This window comes from Reyranella sp., from assembly GCF_965279465.1.
GTDB lineage: Bacteria > Pseudomonadota > Alphaproteobacteria > Reyranellales > Reyranellaceae > Reyranella.
Genome location: NZ_OZ257242.1, coordinates 4,941,765 through 4,962,738, shown reverse-complemented (window position 1 = coordinate 4,962,738; position 20,974 = coordinate 4,941,765). Strand labels below are relative to the sequence as shown.

Below are 20,974 nucleotides of genomic sequence, written 5' to 3'. Positions count from 1 at the left end.
CAGCGACGGCTTCTACCATTTGCTGGTATAGGAGTCCGGCGGCGGTTCTGCCAGCGGTTCGCGCAGGGAGACGTAGATGGTCGCGAGATAGGGCACCGCCATCAGCACCGCCAGGCCGGCGAACCAGTTGGCCTGGGTGTTCCAGAACAGGGTGCGGATCACCCAGCGGCCGCCGTCGGCCGACACGAAGCCGCCCGCCCCGCCGTCGTAGAGCTTGATCGCCCCCTCGGTGATCAGCAGCGCCACCGCCCACAGGATCAGCATCGAGGACAGCACGATCTCGGCCAATACCGGCCGAAGCCGGCTGAACGACTTGCGCATGCGCACGTAGCCCGTGCTGCCGTCGTAGCCGAACAGCCGGCCGAAGGAGAGCGCCTTGGCGAACCGCTCGTGGCGCGGCACCGTCTCCTTGCGCAGCACCGTCATGATCTTCCAGGCCATCAGCACGATGCTCGGGATGACGAAGCTCCAGATCGGGAAATCGCGGTAGCGGCCGTCGATGGCGATCTGCCGGTAGAAGGTGTCGCTCAGCCGGATGACGCCGTCATACCAGTCGATCGTGATGACAATCAGGTAGAAGATGCAGAGCACTGTCAGCATGAGGTAGAGGAACTGCGCCAGCAGGTCGATCCTCTGCACGATGCGGAAGCGCGGCAGCTCGCGGCAGGCGCGCCATGCTTCGCGTACCCGTGCGCCGTAGAGCGACGGGTCGGTCATCCGATGGGCCAGGCTATCGGCGATGCCGCGCAGCAGGGCGTAGCTGAAGGCGGCGAGCAGCACCCCCCAGAAGACGACACCGACCATCTTCTCGAAATAGAAGGTGCGCGACAGGTCGATCCAGACCGCCTGCAGGTAGCAGGTTGCGACCAGCTGAGCGAACAGGGCGAAGATTGCGATGGCTCCCGGGGTGGGGCGGTGCTTCCAGCTCGCGAAGGCCACGAGAAACAGGGCCGACAGCATGGTCGAGAAGGCGAACAGCATGCGCCAGTGCGGCTCGGCACTGACCGGTTGGCCGAGTTGGAACTTGTCGTTTCTCTGGGCGTCGAGCAGGCCCCAGGCCGCGCCGACGGTGCCTTCCTGGCGCGCCTTCCAATACTGGTCGAACGCTTCGACGATGTTGTAGTCGAAGTGCTCGCGCTCGGCGAGCGAGCGAAAGATCGAGAAATAGCGTACCTGCTCGACCCGGCCGGGCCGCGCGTCGGACCGCATGCGGCCGTCGCTCGGCCAGCCGGTCTCGCCGATCACGATCTTCTTGTCGGGAAAGCGCTCCTGGACCTTCTTGAAGATGGCCAACAGGTGGTTCTCGATGCGCAGGGACCCGTTCGGATCGCGGCGGTCGAGGCCGATCGGCTCGTCTTCCCAATAAGGCAGCAGATGCACGGTGATGAAGTCGACCTCGTCGGCCAGCGAGGGATTGCGCAGCCAGAATTCCCAGACATCGGCATAGGTCACCGGCTGCTTCACCCGGCTCTTCACCTGGCGGATGTAGCCGCGCAGCTGGTTGGCGGTGAGGTCCTTGCGCAGAAGCACTTCGTTGCCGACGATCACCCGCTCGATCGTGTCGGGATAGCGGTTGGCGTGGTCGATCAAAAGGTTGATCTGCTCGAGGTTTTCCTTGTCGTTGTCGTTCAGCCAGGCGCCGTGCCAGACCTTGAGGCCGTACTTGCCGGCGCGCTGGGGCACCGCCTCGAGGTTCTCACCGGCGGAGTAGGTTCGCACGGAGCGCACCTTGCCTTGCAGGCGCTTGAGGTCCTGCTCGATCTGGTCGGGCGTCGGAAACGTGCGTGTCAGCGGGCTCTGGCCCGGCCGATAGGGCGCAAAGGAGACGCTTTGCAGCGGCGCGTTGGTCCACCCGGTGATCTCGACCGGCCGGTTGGGCCACCACCACCACAAGAGATTGAGCGCCGTCACGACCGCGAACGCGACCAACGCCGTTAACACCCGCATGCCTCCTATGTAGCAGGATCATTCGGGGGACGAATTGCTTTTCTTACCGCCGAGAGCGGAGTGAAGGTGGGCTGGGAGCACTCTCTCCAGAGCCGCTCCTTTTTCAGCTTACTAGGCCCATGAGGGGCTCTGGAGAGCCGTGCTCCTGGGCGCTCGACCGAGCAAAAGCCTCACACGCTCTCGACAGGTCAGAGAGCCCCGCGCTGAACGCCGGCGATGGCCTGGCGGACGATCTGGTGACCGCGGAACAGCACGGCCTCCTTCCAGTCGTCGGTATCGGGATAGAACTGGCGGCGCATGGCGGCGCGCACCGGCCCGGCGTCCTTGCCCAGCGGGTCGCCGTACTTATGCAGCCAATGGTCGGCCCGGAAGGCCTTCTGGCCGCTCTCGCGGTCGAAGGTGCCGTATTCGAGGGTGCACATTGTGAGCCGCGTCTCGGGCTCGGTCAGGATGCGGTTGAGGCCGTAGTGGCCCAAGCCGTCGCGCGCCTGCGACGCCGTCTGGCCGCGCTTGGATTCGGTCACTGACTCGCCCCAGAAGGCGCGCACGCGGCGCGAGGCCGGCGTGTCGATATCGAAATGGGTGATCGGCTCGCCGTAGCCGTAGGGACCGAGGCCGGTATGGAAATCGATCACCGCCACGTCGCTCCTGCCTTTCAGGAACTTGTCGGCGATGGCGTGCAGGGTGCGGTTCGACCAGCTCGGGCCGCCGCCGCCGAAGAACATGCCGTCGGGATGGCTGTACTGGCCGCCCGAAACAGCGCGAAAGTAGGCAATATCGCCGACTTTCTTACGGTATTCTGCGAGCTTGCTCTCGGCTGCCCTGATGCTGGCCTCGCCGAGATCCTTCGGGATGAGATAGTCGGCAACCTCGAGATAGCCCTCGTTGACCGGATAGGGCCTGGTATGGTCGACGTAGTTGCGGTTGAGGTCGTTGCCCTCCTCCGTCACCCGCCGTGTCCAGGCGAAGCCGTAGGGATTGATCGCATGGACCCAGACGGCGGCCGTGTCAGGCGGCAGGCCGGCAGCGCCGACACTTGCCAGCCAGTCGACCTGAAACCCCGAGCCGCAGAAGCCCTCGACGCCATGGGTGCTGGAGATCGTCATGACGATCTTCGAGGCATCGTCGGGACCGAGCCGCGCGACGTCGGTCGACAGCGCCTCGCCGAACGGCCCCTTGGTCGGATTGTCGTAGCGGAGCGTGGTGGCTCCGGCGATCTTCGCGGCGGCCAGGAACTTATCGCGCGCCTCGCTGTAGTCGGCGGCGAAGGAATGGATGTTGGGCAAGATGGCTCCCTAGGTGCGCAGTGTGAGACCGCCATCCACGACCAGCTCGTGCCCGGTGATGAAGTCGGCCTCGTCGGACGCCAGCAACAGCGCCCCGCGCGCAATATCGATGGGCTGGCCGAGGCGGCGCAAGGCCGCCTTCTTTTCCCACACCGCCCGAATTTCCGGGGTGTCGAAGTTGTTCCGTGTCATGCCGGTATAGATCGCGCCCGGGCAGACATAGTTGGCCGTGATGTTGAACTTGCCCAGCTCGAGCGCCAGCGTGCGAGTCAGCCCGCCGACGCCGGCCTTCGAGGCGCAATAGGCCGCGAGGCCGTAGTCCGTGTCGAAGGCCATCACCGACGCCGTGTTGACGATGCGGGCCCTGCCCTTTTCCTTCGCCCGATTCTTCAGCGCCGGAATGGCTTCGCGGCACAGCCGGAACATGCCGCGCACGTTCACGCCATTGACCCGGTCCCACATCTCGTCGGTCATCTCCTCGACGAACGCCCGGCCGCTGACGCCGGCGTTGTTGAACAGGATGTCTATGGCGCCGAACCGGTCGAGTGCGGCCGCGACGATCTTCTTGGGGGCATCCTCGGCGGTGATATCGGCGCTGCAGGCGGCGATGGCATCGTTGCCGGCATGCGCCGTCGCGATCGCCGATTCCGGCCGATCGACGGCCAGGACCTGAGCGCCCTCGTCGGCGAACAGCTTGGCCGACGCCGCGCCGATGCCCGAGGCCGCGCCCGTGACGATGGCGATCTTTCCGCTGAGCCTGCCCATCGCATCCTCCTTCATTCGACTTTGACGCCCTGGGCCAGCGCCACGCGCTGCCACAGGGCCAGATCCTTCTCGATCACCTCGGCGAACTGCCGTGCCCCGCGCCCGACCGGATCGGCGCCGAGCCTGGCCAGCCGGTCGCGCACCTCGGGCGCCAGCACCGCCTCGACGAAGGCCCGCTCGAGCTTGCGCACGATGGTGCGCGGCACCCCGGCCGGCGCCATGATGCCGGCCCAGACCACGACCTCGACGGTCGGCCAACCGGACTCGGCCATCGTCGGCACGTCGGGCATCAGCGGCGAGCGCGCCGGCGTGGTGACGGCCAGGGGGCGCAGCTTGCTGCCGGCGACCAGCGGCGCCACCGACGCGGTGCTGGTGAACATGCCCTGGACCTGCCCCGCCTGCAGGTCGTTCAAGGCCGGCGCCGCGCCGCGGTAGGGCACGTGCACGATGTCGATATCGGCGGCGAGCTTGAGCGATTCCATGAGCAGGTGGGAGATCGTGCCGACGCCGGTCGAGGCGTAGTTGAGCGCGCCGCGATGGCCACGCGCCTGGGTGACGAAGTCGTCGACGGTCCTCATGGCGGATTTGGCCGACACGATCAGCACCATCGGTGTGTCGACGAGATGCGCGACCGGCACGAGATCCCGGGGCGGATCGAAGGTGAGCACACGGTTGACCCACGGCGGGATGGTGACCTGGGCCGCCGAGGCCATCAGCAGCATGTAGCCGTCGGGCTCGGCCCTGGCGACCGAGGCCGCCCCGATCAGCCCGGCCGCGCCGCCGCGATTGTCGATGACGATGCTCTGGCCCAGCTCGCGGGCGGCCCGCTCCGCGGTCAGGCGTGCCAGCACGTCGATCGCGCCGCCGGCCGCAAAGGGCACGATCAGCGTGATCGGATGCGTCGGAAAATCGTCGGCCCGGACGCCAAAGGTGAAAACGGATGCGCCGAGCGCGGCGGTCAAGCCGCGACGGCCGATCTTCCTCATGGTCAGGCGATGGTGAGGACGACCTTGCCCGTCGCCTTGCGCGACAGAAGCGCGTTCATCGCATCGGGCCCCTTCTCCAGCGGGAACGTCATGGAGATGTGCGGCTTCAGCTTGCCCTCGGCGTACCAGGCCAGCATCTCGTCGAAGTTCTTGCGCGCCTCGTCGGGCTCGCGGCCGCGCCAGGCGCCATAGAACACGCCGCGCACGTCGCAGCTCTTGAGCAGCGCCAGGTTCGCCGGCAGCGAGGGAATGCGCCCTGCCGCGAAGCCGACCACCAGCAGGCGGCCGTACCAGGCGATGCAGCGCACCGATTCGTCGAAGGCGTCGCCGCCGACGGCGTCATAGATGATGTCTGCACCGGCGCCACCGGTGAGCTCCTTCACCTTGTCGCGCATCTTCTCCTTGGCATAGTTCACGAACATGGTGGCGCCGTACTTGCGGCAGACCTCCATCTTCTCGTCCGAGCCGACCGCGGCGATAACCTTGAGGCCCATCAGCGCGCCCAGCTCGACGGCGGTGAGGCCGACGCCGCCGGACGCCCCGGTGACCAGCAGGGTCTCGCCCGGCTTGTAGCTGCTGCGCTGCTTCAATGCGTAGTACGACGTGCCGTAGGTCATGGTGAAGGCAGCGCCGTCCTCGTAGCTCATATTCTTGGGCATCGGCAGGAGCTGGACCTCGTCGGCCACGACCTCGGTCGCATAGCCGCCATGGCCGATCATGCCGATCACCCGATCGCCCGGCTTGTAGGCGGTGACGCCCTCGCCGACCTCGGTGATGTCGCCCGCCACCTCGTGGCCCGGCGCGAACGGGCGCGGCGGCTTGAACTGGTACTTATCGGCGATGATCAGCGTGTCGGGGAAGTTTACCCCCGCAGCCTTGACGTCGATGCGCACTTGGCCCTTGCCGAGTGGCTTGGACGGCAGCTCCATCAGCTGCAGGCTCTCCGGCCCGCCCGGTGCTTCGCTGATCATTGCCCGCATCGTCTACTCCCATTTCGATCTGTGGCCTCATTGATACGATGGCGACCCGGAAGCGTCCATCCGTGCTAGAAGGGCCGGCTTTCGCGGGGAGGAAAATGGCAGGGCTATATTTCGAGGAATTCACCATCGGGCGCACCTTCGACCATGCCTGGACGCGCACGGTGACGGAGATGGACAATGTCCTGTTCAGCTCGCTCACCATGAACGTGCAGCCGCTGCATCTCGACGAGGAGTTCGCATCCAAGACCGAGTTCGGGCAGCGCATCGTCAACAGCCTGTTCACGCTTGGCCTGATGATCGGCATCACGGTGAACGACACGACGATCGGCACCACGATCGCCAATCTCGGAATGACCGACGTGAAGTTCCCCAAGCCGGTGTTCCACGGCGATACGCTGAAGGTCCGTACCACGGTGCTTGGCATCCGCGAGAGCAAGTCGCGACCCGACGCCGGCATCGTCGAGTTCGACCACACCGCCACCAACCAGCGCGGCGAGGTCGTCGCCGAGTGCAAGCGCCAGGCGCTGATGCGCAAGCGGCCGAAGGCCTGATGCCCCACTCGGGATGACACAATTCGGCACTTTAGAGGATAAGCCCCTATGCGTTCCTTCCTGTTCGTCCCCGCGGACTCCGAGCGCAAGCTCGCGAAGGGTCCGTCGAGCGGCCCCGACGGCCTGATCCTCGATCTTGAGGACTCCGTCGCCACCGACCGCAAGGCCATCGCGCGCGATATGGCTCTGGCCTATCTCCGCTCGGCCGACCGCGCCGGTCCCAAGCTTTATGTGCGCGTCAATGCACTCGACACCGGCCTGACGCTGGGTGATCTCGCGGTCGTCATGCAAGGGAAGCCCGACGGCATCGTATTCCCCAAGTGCGTCGGCCAACGCGACCTCGACCTGCTCGCAACCTACCTCGATGCGTTCGAGGCGCGCGAAGATACAGCGCCTGGTTCGACGAAAATCCTGACCATCGCGACCGAGAGTGCCGCCGCCGTACTCGCCCTCTCTGCGGCGCCCGCCAAGCACGCCCGGCTGATGGGTCACTCCTGGGGCGGCGAGGATCTGATGGCCGATCTCGGCGCCCTCGCGAAAGGTCCCTTGCCCGGCGTGTACGACGACACCTTCAGGCTCGCCCGCACGATCAACCTGATGGCGTCCGTGGCGGCCGGCGTCACCGCCTACGACACTGTCTATCCCGACATCAAGAACGTCGACGGCCTGCGCGCCGAGGCGAACGACGCGCGGCGCATGGGTTATGGCGGCAAGATCGCCATCCATCCCGACCAGGTCGCGATCATCCACGAGGTCTTCACGCCGTCGGCGCAGGAAGTCGATTGGGCCAAGAAGGTGATCGCCACCTTCGAGAACAATCCCGGCGCGGGCGTCCTGACGCTCGAGGGCAAGATGCTCGACAAGCCGCACCTCGTGCTGGCACGCCGCCTGATGTCGCGCGTGGGATGAAGGAGAACGGGTCGCTCCTGCCCACGCTCGATCGGCTTTTCGCCGGGCCGCCCGACTCGCGGCTCACCATCGCGGCGTTCCTCGAAGGGCTGGAGACGCGATCCTTCGCCTTCATCGTTGCCGCCCTCGTCCTGCCGAACTGCATCCCGACCGGCATCCCCCTGCTCTCGACGGTCACCGGTATTCCAATGGTGCTGGTCGTGGCGCAGGCCTATCTCGGCCGTACCACACCACGATTGCCGGACTATCTCGGCCGTCGCGCCTTGCAGCGGGGCCGGCTGCAGGATTTCCTCGTGCGTGTGCGGCCCCATATCGAACGGCTCGAAGCCGCCATCCATCCACGGCAGCACTGGTGGGTGAAGGGCGTGCAGCGTCGGGCGTTGCATGGGGCCTCCAGCCTGATGATCGTGATCCTGGCGCTGCCGATCCCGTTCGACAATCTGTTTGCCGCCTGGGCGATCCTGTTCTTCTGCCTCGCGCTGCTCGAAGGGGACGGCGTGATGGCAATGCTGGGCTGGCTGCTGACATTAGCGACACTCGCCTGGACCGCGCTGCTCCTGATCGTCGGCCCCATGGTCGTGATCGGCATCGTGAAGAGCCTGCTCTAGCCGGCTTGAGCCGGCAAACAGCATGCGAATGCGCGCCAGCAGTCTCCCGGAAACCCCGCGAAGCGTTTGCGGAGTTTCCGAGGGTTCCGGGGCACTCGTCCCGGCATGTTCACCCCGCCCCCTCGGGTAGCCCCCCGCTCAGCAGGCGCCGCTCATCGTTGGTCGAGGCGCAGCCTCGCTAGACGGGGTCCGAACTCCGATCGCGGCTACTGGCCCAGAATTCGCTTGGGCTTGCCTGAAGTGCCTCGAGTACCTGCACGATTTCTGTGCGCCATCAACGGAGCAGAATTGAGCAAATAACGCGAGACATTCGTTGAATGCCTGGATTGGAGGGATTCCATGGATCTGCATGCGGCGGTCGATCCAAAATGGCAGGGCCTTGCCCACCCGAACGGCGATCCCATCCGCCTGAACAGCCAGGACTTCGTGGCTATCGACCGCGACCGGGACGCCACATATGACCCGATCTATCGCCCGCAGGCGCTCTACAACCGCGTGGCCGAAGGCTTTCATGCCAACAATGAAGCCTTCCTCCTCCAGGAAGTGGCGACGAACCTGCCAATCTACCGCCCCGATGCAGGCCCGACCGATTTCCACCTTCACCTGCCCCCCGGCGCCTTCCAGCTCGTGCTGGTCACGTCGGGCATGTTCACCTTCGATTACGATGGCCTGGTGCACTACGTCGGGCCTGGCGCCGTGATACTTCAAAGCGCGATTGTCCATCGCCAGCTCTTCTACACCTGGTCCGGGCTGCCCACCGGCGAGAACCTGAAGACGCCACAATCGGCGGTGCCGGATCCGATGTCCCTGGGCTATTCGGGCAAGTTTCTCGAAGCCTTCATCACCGATCCGACGAGCCTGCCCAACCCCACGGTCGTAGGCTTCGATCATATCGACGAAGCCGAAACGCCCCGATTGGCCTGGGGACACTCCCTCCACGATCGCCCACCCGAGGCGGGTTTCTGGTTCCAGGATCCACTGGCGCTCGAGGCGCTCTATCGGCCGCTGGCGGATGGCCAGGTCAAATCGGCCGTGCCGGTGCATGTGCGCAACCTCGGCATCGAGGTTCCGAGCGGTCACCTTGTGATCGGCCACATCATCGCGACCGACCCGCTCGGGCGGTCTCTCCTGCCCAAAAGCGCGGCGGCAGCATCGAATCCCGCCGATCTCGCCAAGGGGGAGGTTGTCGTCTATCGCGTCATCCGCGGCACTGCCGAGTTCAAGAATGGCGCCGGGCAAGCAATCGAGCTTTCCGCCGGCGACTCGGTCACCGCCGGCAAGAACGCGATCCATCTCGTCGGGATGGGAGAAGATACGCAGATCCTCCGGCTCGGCCTGTTGAAGGGTATGGAGAATCTTCGCAAGTGGACGCCGACGCAGCGCGACGAGATCGACGGCCTGGCTGGGCAGATCATCACGCGCAAGGACATTCGTCCGCAACGCACGGAAGGCAAGCCGGTCGGATATCTGTACAAGTAAGCACTGGCCTCCGAGGCCTGCTGAATAGTATTTCGGCGGGTACGCTCAGCTCCCGCTTTCGAGGATCACATGTCCGATCGAGTCCTGGCCGAAACCCTTTCCGTTGACCGCGGACTGTTCGACTTCGTGGCAAAGGAGGCTTTGCCCGGCACCGGGATTTCCCCCGACCGTTTCTGGGCAGGCTATGCGGCAATCGTCCGGGATTTTGCACCTCGGCACAGGGAAATGTTGGACAGGCGCGACGCGCTGCAACGACAGATCGACGACTATCACACCGCCCACAAGGGTCAGGCCTTCGATGCGGCGGACTACCGGGCCTTTCTGGAGCGCATCGGCTATGTTCAGCCGGAGCCCACCGGCTTTGCGATCAAGGGTGCTGCGGTCGACGCGGAGATCGCGACCATCGCCGGCCCGCAGCTCGTGGTCCCCATTTCCAATGCGAGATACGCGCTCAACGCGGTGAACGCGCGATGGGGCAGTCTCTACGACGCGTTCTACGGCACCGACATCATCGCCGACGAGGGGAAGCTGGCGCGCGCCGGCAAGTATAATCCCGATAGGGGTGCCAAGGTCATCGCCATGGCGCGGGAGTTCCTGGACAGGACCTTCGCTCTGGACAAGGGGTCGTTCGCGAACGTCGTTTCATATGTCGTCAAGGATGGCCGGCTGGTGCTGACATTGGCGAGCGGTGGCGAAGCAGGCCTCGCGACCCCCAGCCAGTTCGCCGGCTATCTGGGCGAGGCTGGCGCCCCCTCCGCGATCCTCCTGCGCAACCACGGTCTTCACGTGTCGATCAGGATCGACCGCGCTCATCTCATCGGCAAGGCGGATCCCGCCGGCGTCAGCGATGTGGCGGTCGAATCCGCCGTCACGACAATCATGGACATGGAGGACAGCGTCGCCGCCGTGGACGCCGCAGACAAGATCGAGATCTATCGCAACTGGCTGGGTCTCATGCGGGGAACGCTGACGGCCCAGTTCGAGAAGGACGGCCGGACGCTCGAGCGGCGCCTCAATGCCGATCCTGTCTACAAGGCGCCCGACGGCAAGGCCTTCCAGCTTTCCGGCCGCAGCCTGATGCTCATCCGCCATTGCGGCATCCACATGGACACGGATGCCGTCCTCGATGCCGACGGCAAGGACACCCCGGAGGGCATCCTCGACGCCCTCGTCAGCACCGCGATCGCACGTCACAACCTGAAAGCAGACGCCGGCATCCGCAACAGCACGACCGGATCGATCTACGTCGTCAAGCCGAAGATGCACGGTCCCGACGAGGTCGCGATGGTGAATGCCCTGTTCGCCAAGGTGGAGGAGGTCCTCGATCTGCCGCCGGGCACGCTCAAGATGGGCATCATGGACGAGGAGCGGCGGACCACCGTCAACCTCAAGGCCTGCATCAAGGCGGCAGCCGATCGGATCTGCTTCATCAACACGGGCTTCCTCGACCGCACCGGCGACGAGATCCACACCTCGATCGAGGCCGGTCCGATCGAGCGCAAGGAGGCCATACGCGGGACGCCCTGGATCAAGGCCTACGAAGACTGGAACGTGGATATCGGCCTCGAATGCGGCCTGCCCGGCAATGCGCAGATCGGCAAGGGCATGTGGGCCATGCCCGACAGGATGGCGGCGATGCTGGAGCAGAAGGTCGCCCATCCCAAGGCCGGCGCGACCACGGCCTGGGTGCCATCGCCAACCGCAGCGACGATCCACGCCCTGCACTATCACCAGGTCGACGTGGCGGCGCGGCAAAAGGAGCTACGGCAACGCCCGCGCGCGGCGCTGCAGGACATCCTCACGATCCCGCTCGGCCAGTCGAACTGGCCGCCCGACGCGGTCCAGCAGGAGCTCGACAACAACGTCCAGGGCATTCTCGGCTATGTGGTGCGATGGGTCGACCAGGGGGTCGGTTGCTCCAAGGTCCCGGACATCCACGATGTCGGGTTGATGGAAGACCGGGCCACGCTGCGAATCTCCAGCCAGCACATCGCCAACTGGCTGCATCACGGCGTGACCAACGAAGGCCAGGTCATGGAGACGCTCCGGCGGATGGCAGTGGTCGTCGACCGTCAGAACGCCGGCGACCCCCTCTATCGGCCGATGGCGCCGGGCTTCTCAGGCCCTGCCTTTCAAGCGGCATGCGATCTGATCTTCCGCGGGCGGATTCAGCCGAACGGCTACACCGAATGGATACTTCACTCCCGGCGCCGTGAAGCGAAGGCGCTCGCGTCCGGATCGTCACAGTGAAGGCCCGCTTCAGCACCAATCCTGGCTAGGGCCGCGCGCCAGCGCCCCCTTGGCTGTGCCCGTCCCCCCTCCCGCCGCGAGCGCCGAGCATCTCACCAAGGTGCTCGGGCGGCCGGTTGCCGAGGTGACCGTCCAACGATCCTTTGCGACGATCCTGTCGCACATCTTCCGGCTTTGCCTCGCCTACGAGGGCGATGCCCAAGGTGCGCCAGGCTCGCTCATCCTCAAGGCCGGCCTGCCCGATCGTCCCGGCGGCCCGTGGAGGCCGGGTCAGCGCGAGGTCGCCTTCTATCGCGACGTCGCCCCGGGGACGCCCGCCGGCCTGCTGCTCCACTGCTTCGACAGCCACGCGGATGCCGACACCGGTACATGGCACCTATTGCTCGAGGACCTGACCGACACGCACCGCATCGCCACGGCCTGGCCGTTGCCGCCGGCCTACGATCAATGCGCCGCCATCATCGGCGCGCAAGCTCGCTTCCATGCGGCGTGGTGGAACGACGACCGGCTCGGTGTCAGCGTTGGCACATTCGGCGAAGCCTCGCTTGATGCAATGGCGAGGCAATTCGACGGCTTCGCGCGAGACTTCGGCGACAGGCTGCCGGCCGAACGCCGCGAACTGCATCGGCGGCTGCTGCAATCGGCGCCGCGCCTGCTCGCCCGCCCCCAACCCAGGACGATCGTCCATGGCGATGCCCATGCCTGGAACTGCTTCCTGCCCACCGGCCCCGGCGAGCCGCGCCTGTTCGACTGGGATGCCTGGCGGATCGGCCATGCGTCGGACGATCTCGCCTACCTGATGGCGGTGCACTGGTATCCCGACCAGCGCCAGGCTTGCGAGAAGCGCCTGCTCGACCGCTATCATGACGAGCTGCTGGCGAACGGCGTCACCAGTTACGACCGCGCCACGCTGCAGGAGGACTATCGCGTCTCGGTGCTGTGGCAGGTCGCACGCGCGATCTGGCAGCAATCGATCCGCATGCCGCCGCTGATCTGGTGGAACAACCTCGAAAGGCTCCACCTCGCCGTCGACGACCTCGATTGCCGCGCGCTGCTCGACTAGAGTCTCCGGCGAGAGCAGTCGGGCACCAGATGAACGAGCACGCAGCCTACGCCAAGATGATTGCCGATTTCGCCAGGAGCCTGCTGGTCCGGCCCGATCGCGCGCGATGTTGCTCGGTCCTCGCCGGCGCCTTCATCGAGCATCGTGACGACCTCTGACCAGAGGGCGGCCCCGAATATCCCGGCCTGAATGGATCCCCGATCACGTCCCGAGCATTCTCGCGCAGCTGGCGAGCATGTTTTCCATAGCGGCCATCGCCGATGATGAAGACAGTACCGATGACTTTCTCATTCGCATGGCGTGGGTGCCAACACAGATCAAGGATCTGGACGCGCGTCACGGCCGGCTCGACGCCTGACAGTTATCTTGCCGGACCGACGGCGGAGACATGACGAACGAGATCGCAGCCTACGGCAAGATGATGGCCAACTTCGCGAGGAGCTTGCGGGTCAGGCCCGATCGCGCGCGATGCTGCGCCGTTCTCGCGGACGCATTGATCGGGCACCGAGACGAGCTGTGGCCCAAGGGTGGCCCCGAATCGAACCCCGAATGGATCGCCGATCATGTACCGGGCATTGTCGCGCACTTCGCGAGCGTGTTTTCCGTAGTAGCTATCATCTGCAAAGAAACGAGCGCCGATGACTGGCTCGTTCGCATGGCCTGGTTGCCGAGGCTGATCCAGGATCTGGAGGCGCGAAACGGCCGGCTGGATGCCTGATGGCCGCCGATAACAAGAGCCGAAGAATCATGAGTGGAGGTTTCTCGAACCGCCTCCCCCATCTTCGGGCTAGGGCATCTACACATCTGCAAAATTGACTTCCTCCCTGCGCGCAGCGCGGGGAGGTGGCGCGGCAGTCCGCGACGGACGGGTCATGGGCAACGCGAACGGCGCTTCAGGACCCGTTACCGATGCTGAGGCCCATGACCCATGGGCGCTAACTTGTGCCCTGAGCGTCAATATCGGGCAATTGCATCTAACCTTTCCGTCGTCTCGACCAAGGCCCGAAGGGCCGCGCGGAGAGACCTTCTGTCCACCATAAGCCGCTACTGATGGAAGCAAGATCTCTCCACTGCGCGCTTCGCGCTCCAGTCGAGACGACGGAAGGGCAAAAAGTTAGCGCCTATGCGCCCATGACCCCTCCGCCCCCGACCAGCTCGTCCTTAGTACGAGCGCGGCAGGCCAAGCACGTGCTCGGAAACGAAGTTCAGGATCATGTTGGTCGAGATCGGCGCCACCGTGTAGAGGCGGGCTTCGCGGAACTTGCGCTCGACGTCGTATTCCTCGGCGAACCCGAAGCCGCCATGGGTCTGCACGCACATCTCGGCTGCCGCCCACGCTGCCTCCGAGGCCAGCATCTTGGCCATGTTGGCCTCGGCGCCGGCGTTGATGCCGGCCTCGAACATCGCCGCGGCCTTGCGCACCATCAGGTCGGCCGCCTCGATCTGCGTATAGGCGCGTGCGATCGGGTACTGCACGCCCTGATTCTGGCCGATCGGGCGGCCGAACAGCTTGCGCTCCTTGGCATAGCTCACGGCCCGGTCGATGAACCAGCGGCCGTCACCGATGCACTCCGAGGCGATCAGCACGCGCTCGGCGTTCATGCCGCTCAGGATGTAGCGGAAGCCCTGCCCCTCCTCGCCGATCAGGTTCTCCGCCGGCACCTCCATGTCGTCGAAGAACACTTCGGTGCTGTTATGGTTCATCATGGTGCGGATCGGCTTGATGGTAAGGCCCTTATTCAGGGCCGCCCGCATGTCGACCAGGAAGACCGACAGGCCCTCCGTCCGCTTCTGGCTCTGCTCGCGCGGCGTGGTGCGGGCGAGCAGCAACATCAGATCGGAGTGCTCGGCGCGGCTGGTCCACACCTTCTGCCCATTCACGATGTAGGTGCTGTTGTTCTTCTTCACCGCCGTCGTGCGCAGGCTGAGCGTATCGGTGCCGCTGGTCGGCTCGGTGACGCCGAACGCCTGCAGGCGCAGCTCGCCAGTGGCGATCTTGGGAAGGTAGCGCTCCTTCTGCTCCTTGCTGCCGTGCCGCAGCACGGTGCCCATGATGTACATCTGGGCATGGCAGGCGGCGGCGTTGCAGCCAGCCTTATGGACCTCCTCCAGCACCGCGCTCGCGGCCGAGATGCCGAGGCCCGAGCCGCCGTATTCCTCGGGGATCAGGATCGACAGCCAGCCCGCCTCGGTCAGCGCCTTGACGAACTCCGTCGGATAGCCGCGCTCGCGGTCCAGCTTGCGCCAGTAGGCGCCGTCGAACTTCAGGCAGAGCGCGCGAACGGCGTCGCGGATTTCGGGGTGCGTCGGCGCGTAGGGATTTTCCATGGCGGCGAAACTAATCCGCCGCCACACCCCATGCAATGCGACGCAGCTCGTTGATCAATGCGCCATGGATCTCGGCCGGAAAGCCGTCGACCGTGGGCTCGTTCCGCGCCGTGACACCGTCGACCGCGCCCGACTTCTCGACGATTGCGCGCGTCACCGCGAGATCGCGCTCCGCAGTCAGGAACTTCGCCAGCGACGGCGACCAGGCATCTCGTACTACTGCCAGAGCGGCCATCAATCCATAGGCACCCCAGTTCGAGACGCCCGCCACGACGAGATGATCGCAGCCGGTGATGCAGGCGATCCGCTCGCCGTTCGGCACGGTTTCGGCGATCAGCCCGGCCGGCAGCTTGCCCATGCCGATCTCGTTGCCGCCGTCGCCGACACCGATTCGGACCCAGGGCGCCGCCGTGTAAAGGTCGTCGAGCGGCGCCGTCCATGGCGAGACGTCGACGCCGCGCATGTTGCGCGGCCGGCCGTCGGGACTGAGCCCACAGCGCTCGATCGCCACGACATGGCTTACGCCCGCCGCGCGCCATGCAGCCGCAACGCGCTCGATGCCGGGCCGGTCGACGACGCCGACTTCGTCCACGATGACGTCGATGCCGGTCTCATGGACGGCCGCGCGCACGGCATCGGCGCAGGGCGAATCGACGGCGATGCGCACCGGAATGCCGTGAGCTCCCAGTGCGGCCGCCAGCAAGGCCGTGCCGACAGGTCCATCCGTCTCGGGTGCGGCCACATTATCGCGCGGCACGAAGAACCCGGTAATGAAGCCGATGCTGGTCGCGCCGGCCAGCGCCTGCGCAGCGGCGGCGAGCTCACCGCGGCTTGCGTCGATGAGGGCCTGCGTGCCGCGACCGACATCGCGGCAGACCTGCGCCTCGATGGCGGCGAGCGCGCTATTTTTCCTGGGCGACATAGACTCCGTTCCAATCCTGCGGCGACTCGTCGATCAGGCCGTCGACCCGCGCGCGCATCATCTTGTAATAGCTTTGGCGCCAGCCGAGCGCCTCTGCCGCCGCGACGCACGCGTCGATGGCCGGCAACGCCTCGGCGAACGCGGCAGTGCGATACAGGGCAAGGAACTCCGCCTGACGCTCGACCAGCCGACGGTAAGCGACATTCCCCGCCATGATCGCGTCGCCCAGCAGGGCATACACCCGGACCGGCCTGGTCTTGCCCTTCACCAGGATCAGGTCGAGCTCCAGGGCCGCGAAGTCGGCAGTCGCCTGGCGCGTGTTCTCGCCAATGACAATGCCGACGCCGTAGGTCTTGCACTGCCCTTCGAGACGGGAGGCGAGGTTCACTTCATCGCCCAGGCAGGAGTAAGTCAGCCGTTGCGACGAGCCGAAGTTGCCGACCGTCGCCTGGCCGGTGTTGAGGCCGATGCCGATGGCAACGGGAATGTGCCGGCGGCCCTCGGCTTCGGCTTCCCCCTGCCATTGGGCATTGAGGGTGGCCAGATGCGCCTGCATGGCAAGGGCGGCCTCGCAGGCGCGGGCGGCGTGCCGATCGACGTCGAACGGTGCATTCCAGAACGCCATGATGGCGTCGCCCATGTACTTGTCGATCGTGCCACGGCGCGCCTGGATCAGATCGGTCATGGGCGTGAGGAAGCGGTTCATGAATCGGGTCAGGCCCGCCGGATCGAACTGTTCGGAAATTTGCGTGAAGCCGCGCACGTCGGTGAACATGACGGTGATTTCGTGCTGCCGGCCGCCGAGCTGAAGCGCCGCCGGATTTCGCGCCACGACGTCCACCTGGTCGGGCGACAGGTAAAGCGCGAAGGCACTGCGGATCTCGCGCCGCTCGCGCTCGGTCTGAATGAAGCCGAGAGCGGACCCGCCGACATAGATCGCCGCCAGCGTGACCGGCAGATAGATCGGGTCCAGCAGCAACTGGGCGCGGTCGAAGGCAACCCACGGCAGGAGAAGCGTAAGGGCGATCAGGCTCGCCGCGACAAGCGCCATCCGCGCCGCCCGAAGCCGCGGCAGCAGCAGGACGAACAGCAGCCCGACGCCGGCCAGGTAAAGGAACTCCGCGCCGTCGGCCCAGTCCGGCCGGTGCAGGAAGGTTTGACTCAGCACCTGCTCGACGAGCTGGGCATGGACCTCGACGCCCGGCGTGGATTCCTCGATCGGGGTAGCGCGCAGGTCCTGCAGGCCGACGGCGGAGGTGCCGACGAAGACGATGTGCGCTTCGAGCTTCTCGGCAGGTACCGTCCCGTTCAGCACGTCTCGCGCCGAGACGAAGCGCGACGGCCGATGGCCGCTGTCGTACAGGATCATGCGGCCGCGCGAGTCGGTTTCGATCGAAACGTTGCCGACCCGGATTCCGCCGACTCCGGTGCGCTCGCCGAACGATCGATAGGCCTGCGACCCAGACCAGCGCACCAGATAGGTCGAGGCGCCCTGCACCACCCGGATCGTCTCCATGGACAGCGATGGATAGAGGTCTTCGTTGCGCTGCCCGGCCAGACGAAACAGCATCGGAACACGGCGAACGACCGACGTCCTGATATCGGGAGTCACGCTGCCGTTGCCCTGGGCCGCGGCCTCCAGCAGATCGATGGTCTTCACCGCGCCGGACTGCCGCGGAATGAACTGCGCAATCAGCTCCGGCACCGCGCCTACATCGCTCTCGCCGCTGCTGTGGGCCACGCCGGCAATGCGCCGCGGCGGCGCGGTGCCCCCTTTGAGGTCGAATCCGAAGCCGGTGACGACCGGCGCATTCCTGATCGCCGCGGCAAAGACCTCGTCGTTGTCGGGAAACTTCTCCGCCAGGCGCTGCATCTCGCGCGTCTGCTCGTCGAGCGGCAAGGTGCGTAGGACGCGGCCGATCGAGGAGCGGTCCGGTTCGGCGAAGATCACGTCGAAGGCGATGACCGCGGCGCCCTTCTCGACGAGCTTCTGGACCAGGGTCGCCAGCAGCGTGCGCGGCCAGGGCCACTGCCCATACTCGGCAAGGGCCGCCTCGTCGATGTCGACGATGCGCACCGGCATGTCGTCGGCCGGAACGCGAGGCTTCAGCCGCTGGTAATAGTCGAAGGCGATGTTGCGGAATCGCGCCAGCGCCGGCGGGTCTGCGGCGCGCACGACGAGCGCGCCCAAGAGGATCAGGAACGCCACGACGACCGACGTGCGCCATTTCCTGTCCTGGCCGAACAACCAACCCATGCGCCCCCAGCGAACGACCTGTTCAAACGCCACTTTACGGAAGGCCGGTGCGCAAGCCAAATAGCGCCCCCTCATCGGCAGTGCGATGTTCACCGGACCGATCCACGCCTCCCTGCTCGGCATCTACTGCAAGCTCGGCTCGCTCGTGCTGTTCTGCACCATGGACGCCATGGTGAAGGCGCTGGGCGGCATCTACGGGCCGTTCCAGCTCATGCTGTTCCGCAGCGCCGTGGCAATGGTGCCGATCGCGGTCATCGTCTGGCGCGCGGGCGGCCTGCGCGTCGTCCGCAGCAACCGGCCCTGGCTGCAGGCGACGCGCATCCTGGCGGGGCTCGGCAGCACGGCGGGGTTCTTCTACGTCTTTCCGCGCATGCCCCTGGTCGACGCCTATGCCATCTCCTTCGCGGCCCCCTTCTTCATGGTCGCGCTGTCCGTGCCGATGCTCGGCGAGCCGGTCGGCTGGCGGCGCTGGACGGCGGTGGCCGTGGGCTTCGCCGGCGTGATCGTGATGCTTGATCCGTTCGGCATCTCCTTCCACGCCATCTCGCTGGTCGTGCTGGGCGCGACCTTCTGCTATTCGCTGTCGACCGTGCTGGTCCGCGTCGTCAGCCGCCACGATTCCGACGCGACCACGCTGTTCTGGTTCGCCATCGTCTCCAGCGCGGTTTCGCTCGGCGCCGCCGTTCCGGACTGGATCTGGCCCAGCGCCATCGACTGGTTCTGGCTGATCGTGCTCGGCCTGCTGGGCGGGGTGGCGCAGATCCTGGTGACGCGGGCCTGGCGTCTCGCGCCGGCCGCCGTGCTGGCCCCGTTCGACTATGCGGGCATCGTGCTGGCCGTGGCCTACGGCTACCTCTGGTTCAAGGAGGAGCCGTCGTGGACGGTCTGGCTCGGCCTGCCGCTGGTCATCGGCTCGGGCCTCTACATCTTGCATCGCGAGCGGGTGCGCGCCCGTGAGCGGGCCCTCGCGGCAGTTGGCTGAGCGCCTTTTCCCGCAATGATATTAGGGATATTCGCCATGCGGTTGCGGGATTGACGAAGCCGCCCCCAATCCACATCTTGTGGTCATGAGCGAAACCCAGTTCAACGTCACCTCCAACGCTGCCAAGCGGATCGCCTTCCTGGCCTCGCGGGAGGCCAAGCCCGTGATGATGCGGGTGGCGGTGCTGGGTGGCGGCTGTTCGGGCTTCCAGTACAATTTCACCTTCGAGGATGCGCGCCAGGACGACGACCTGGTGATCGAGCGCGATGGCGCGGCGGTGCTGGTCGACTCGACCTCGCTCGAGTTGCTCAAGGGCAGCGAACTCGACTATGTCGAGGAGATGGTCGGCTCGTCGTTCCAGGTGAAGAACCCGAACGCGACCTCCTCCTGTGGCTGCGGCAATTCCTTCAGCATCTGAGGCCAGTCGGCCTCAGATGCAATCGGCCTGCGCCAGGACGGTCGCCTGCAGCCCACGCATCAGATTGGGCGGAAGCTGGGTCGGGTCGAGTAGTGTGCCGGTATCCTGCATCGACTTGTAGGATTGCTTCAGCGCTGCAATGGCGTCGGCACGTACGTTGCCCGGGATCTTGGTCGACATGCAGGCACAGGTCTTCGGCATGTCGGTTGCGGGGTCGCTCCCCAGCATGCAGGCATCGATGAAATCGTCGGCGTAGGCAGCGGTGGACAGGGCTAGCAGCGCGGCGGCGGCGGTCGCGCCCCTCAGAACGACAGAACTGACCTTCATAACTCTCCCCCGAGGACAACTGGGCGCACTATACAGTAGTTTGAGCCCATGAAAGTCGCGACTTGGAACGTCAACTCCGTCCGCAAGCGGACCGGCAACCTCGTCACCTGGCTGCAGAGCGCCAAGCCCGACGTGGTCGTGCTGCAGGAGATTAAAGCGCAGGAGGCGCAGTTCCCCAAGGCCGAGATCGAGGCCGCCGGCTACAACGTCGAGATTGTCGGCCAGAAGGGATTCAACGGCGTCGCCCTGCTCTCGCTCCATCCGGTCGAGATCACCGCGCGTTCCCTGCCCGAGCCTGCCGCCGACGAGCCGGCGCGGTACATCGAGGGCAAGGTCCAGACGCCCAAGGGACCGCTCACCGTCGGCGGCCTCTACCTGCCCAACGGCAATCCGATCGGCACCGAGAAGTTCGCCTACAAGATCGCCTGGATGGACCGCCTCGCCCAGCGGGCGCGGGCGCTGCTGGCAAGCGAGGAGATGTTCGTGCTCGGTGGCGACTACAACGTCATCCCCACCGATGTCGACGTCTACAGCCCCGCCGCCTTCGCGGGCGACGCGCTCACCCAGCCGCAGTCACGCCAGGCGCTGCGCACGCTCCTCAATCTCGGGCTGACCGATGCCGTGCGCGCGATCCATGTCGAGGGCCCGCAATATACCTACTGGGATTACCAGGCCGGCGCCTGGCAGAAGGACAACGGCCTGCGCATCGACCACCTGCTGCTGTCGCCGCAAGCCGCCGACCGCCTGACCGCCGTCGGCATCGACAAGGAACAACGCGGCCGCCCCGAGCCGTCCGACCACGTCCCGGTATGGTGCGAGCTCGACGTCGCGTAGCGTTCTCCCAATATGCGTGATGTCCTTCGCTTCGCTCAGGGCGACAGCGGGACTTCGACCTCGTGCCGTCCGGGATCCATGA

20 protein-coding genes are annotated in these 20,974 nt (G+C 65.9%); 11 read left to right on the top strand and 9 right to left on the bottom strand.

The genetic code is table 11. The features are described from left to right. Nucleotides 1-12: 12 nt before the first annotated feature. From ACQY8M_RS24155 to ACQY8M_RS24135, 5 genes are all read right to left on the bottom strand, one after another. A complete protein-coding gene (locus ACQY8M_RS24155; RefSeq protein ID WP_428660767.1) occupies nucleotides 13-1,947 on the bottom strand; it encodes a hypothetical protein in 1,935 nt (644 codons plus the stop codon). A gap of 188 nt (nucleotides 1,948-2,135) precedes the next feature. Then, the gene (locus ACQY8M_RS24150) at nucleotides 2,136-3,233 is read right to left on the bottom strand and encodes a M14 family metallopeptidase (protein ID WP_428660764.1); all 1,098 of its coding nucleotides are present in this window, start codon (nucleotides 3,231-3,233) and stop codon (nucleotides 2,136-2,138) included. Between the two features lie 9 nt (nucleotides 3,234-3,242). Continuing rightward, nucleotides 3,243-3,998: an SDR family NAD(P)-dependent oxidoreductase gene (locus ACQY8M_RS24145; protein WP_428660762.1), complete on the bottom strand. Its 756-nt coding sequence runs from the start codon at nucleotides 3,996-3,998 to the stop codon at nucleotides 3,243-3,245. Nucleotides 3,999-4,009: 11 nt separating this feature from the next. Then, nucleotides 4,010-4,960, bottom strand: coding sequence for a Bug family tripartite tricarboxylate transporter substrate binding protein (locus tag ACQY8M_RS24140; RefSeq protein WP_428660759.1), 951 nt, complete (start codon nucleotides 4,958-4,960; stop codon nucleotides 4,010-4,012). Nucleotides 4,961-4,986: 26 nt separating this feature from the next. Then, nucleotides 4,987-5,964, bottom strand: coding sequence for an NADPH:quinone oxidoreductase family protein (locus ACQY8M_RS24135; RefSeq protein ID WP_428660757.1), 978 nt, complete (start codon nucleotides 5,962-5,964; stop codon nucleotides 4,987-4,989). Nucleotides 5,965-6,059: 95 nt separating this feature from the next. Here ACQY8M_RS24135 and ACQY8M_RS24130 point away from each other — a divergent pair, with 95 nt between their 5' ends. The 8 genes from ACQY8M_RS24130 (at nucleotide 6,060) to ACQY8M_RS24095 (ending at nucleotide 13,542) form a co-directional block, all read left to right on the top strand. Beyond that, nucleotides 6,060-6,515, top strand: coding sequence for a MaoC family dehydratase (locus tag ACQY8M_RS24130; protein WP_428660755.1), 456 nt, complete (start codon nucleotides 6,060-6,062; stop codon nucleotides 6,513-6,515). 48 nt (nucleotides 6,516-6,563) lie between these two features. Then, nucleotides 6,564-7,424, top strand: coding sequence for an HpcH/HpaI aldolase/citrate lyase family protein (locus ACQY8M_RS24125; protein ID WP_428660753.1), 861 nt, complete (start codon nucleotides 6,564-6,566; stop codon nucleotides 7,422-7,424). After that, nucleotides 7,421-8,032 carry an exopolysaccharide biosynthesis protein gene (locus ACQY8M_RS24120; protein ID WP_428660750.1) on the top strand — a complete coding sequence of 204 codons (612 nt, stop codon included), beginning with the start codon at nucleotides 7,421-7,423 and terminating at the stop codon, nucleotides 8,030-8,032. Before ACQY8M_RS24125 ends, ACQY8M_RS24120 begins: the two co-directional genes overlap by 4 nt. Before the next feature lie 339 nt (nucleotides 8,033-8,371). Then, complete coding sequence (locus ACQY8M_RS24115) at nucleotides 8,372-9,511, top strand: hypothetical protein (protein ID WP_428660747.1); 1,140 nt, start codon at nucleotides 8,372-8,374, stop codon at nucleotides 9,509-9,511. Between the two features lie 69 nt (nucleotides 9,512-9,580). Beyond that, nucleotides 9,581-11,761 (top strand): malate synthase G, encoded by a 2,181-nt coding sequence (locus ACQY8M_RS24110; RefSeq protein ID WP_428660745.1) that lies wholly within the window; start codon nucleotides 9,581-9,583, stop codon nucleotides 11,759-11,761. A 55-nt stretch (nucleotides 11,762-11,816) separates the two neighbouring features. Beyond that, nucleotides 11,817-12,824 (top strand): phosphotransferase family protein, encoded by a 1,008-nt coding sequence (locus ACQY8M_RS24105; protein ID WP_428675475.1) that lies wholly within the window; start codon nucleotides 11,817-11,819, stop codon nucleotides 12,822-12,824. A 29-nt stretch (nucleotides 12,825-12,853) separates the two neighbouring features. Next, nucleotides 12,854-12,982, top strand: a complete 129-nt coding sequence (locus tag ACQY8M_RS24100; RefSeq protein ID WP_428660743.1) for a hypothetical protein — start codon at nucleotides 12,854-12,856, stop codon at nucleotides 12,980-12,982. Nucleotides 12,983-13,212: 230 nt separating this feature from the next. Next, nucleotides 13,213-13,542: a hypothetical protein gene (locus ACQY8M_RS24095; RefSeq protein ID WP_428660741.1), complete on the top strand. Its 330-nt coding sequence runs from the start codon at nucleotides 13,213-13,215 to the stop codon at nucleotides 13,540-13,542. 443 nt (nucleotides 13,543-13,985) lie between these two features. Here the strand turns inward: ACQY8M_RS24095 and ACQY8M_RS24090 are convergent, their stop codons facing one another. The 3 genes from ACQY8M_RS24090 to ACQY8M_RS24080 are packed head-to-tail and all read right to left on the bottom strand — an operon-like array spanning nucleotide 13,986 to nucleotide 18,331. Next, complete coding sequence (locus ACQY8M_RS24090; protein ID WP_428660738.1) at nucleotides 13,986-15,152, bottom strand: acyl-CoA dehydrogenase family protein; 1,167 nt, start codon at nucleotides 15,150-15,152, stop codon at nucleotides 13,986-13,988. A 10-nt stretch (nucleotides 15,153-15,162) separates the two neighbouring features. Then, nucleotides 15,163-16,074 (bottom strand): glutamate cyclase domain-containing protein, encoded by a 912-nt coding sequence (locus ACQY8M_RS24085; protein ID WP_428660736.1) that lies wholly within the window; start codon nucleotides 16,072-16,074, stop codon nucleotides 15,163-15,165. Continuing rightward, nucleotides 16,055-18,331 carry a CHASE2 domain-containing protein gene (locus ACQY8M_RS24080; RefSeq protein WP_428660733.1) on the bottom strand — a complete coding sequence of 759 codons (2,277 nt, stop codon included), beginning with the start codon at nucleotides 18,329-18,331 and terminating at the stop codon, nucleotides 16,055-16,057. Before ACQY8M_RS24080 ends, ACQY8M_RS24085 begins: the two co-directional genes overlap by 20 nt. An 85-nt stretch (nucleotides 18,332-18,416) precedes the next feature. Between ACQY8M_RS24080 and ACQY8M_RS24075 the strand changes: the two genes are divergently transcribed. Then, complete coding sequence (locus tag ACQY8M_RS24075; protein ID WP_428660730.1) at nucleotides 18,417-19,313, top strand: DMT family transporter; 897 nt, start codon at nucleotides 18,417-18,419, stop codon at nucleotides 19,311-19,313. Between the two features lie 85 nt (nucleotides 19,314-19,398). Continuing rightward, on the top strand, nucleotides 19,399-19,731 hold the full coding sequence (gene erpA / locus ACQY8M_RS24070) for an iron-sulfur cluster insertion protein ErpA (protein ID WP_428660727.1): 333 nt from the start codon (nucleotides 19,399-19,401) through the stop codon (nucleotides 19,729-19,731). 12 nt (nucleotides 19,732-19,743) lie between these two features. Here erpA and ACQY8M_RS24065 read toward each other — a convergent pair whose 3' ends face one another. Continuing rightward, the gene (locus ACQY8M_RS24065) at nucleotides 19,744-20,058 is read right to left on the bottom strand and encodes a hypothetical protein (protein WP_428660724.1); all 315 of its coding nucleotides are present in this window, start codon (nucleotides 20,056-20,058) and stop codon (nucleotides 19,744-19,746) included. A 48-nt stretch (nucleotides 20,059-20,106) separates the two neighbouring features. Between ACQY8M_RS24065 and ACQY8M_RS24060 the strand changes: the two genes are divergently transcribed. After that, nucleotides 20,107-20,892 carry an exodeoxyribonuclease III gene (locus ACQY8M_RS24060; protein WP_428660721.1) on the top strand — a complete coding sequence of 262 codons (786 nt, stop codon included), beginning with the start codon at nucleotides 20,107-20,109 and terminating at the stop codon, nucleotides 20,890-20,892. Nucleotides 20,893-20,974: the final 82 nt, after the last annotated feature.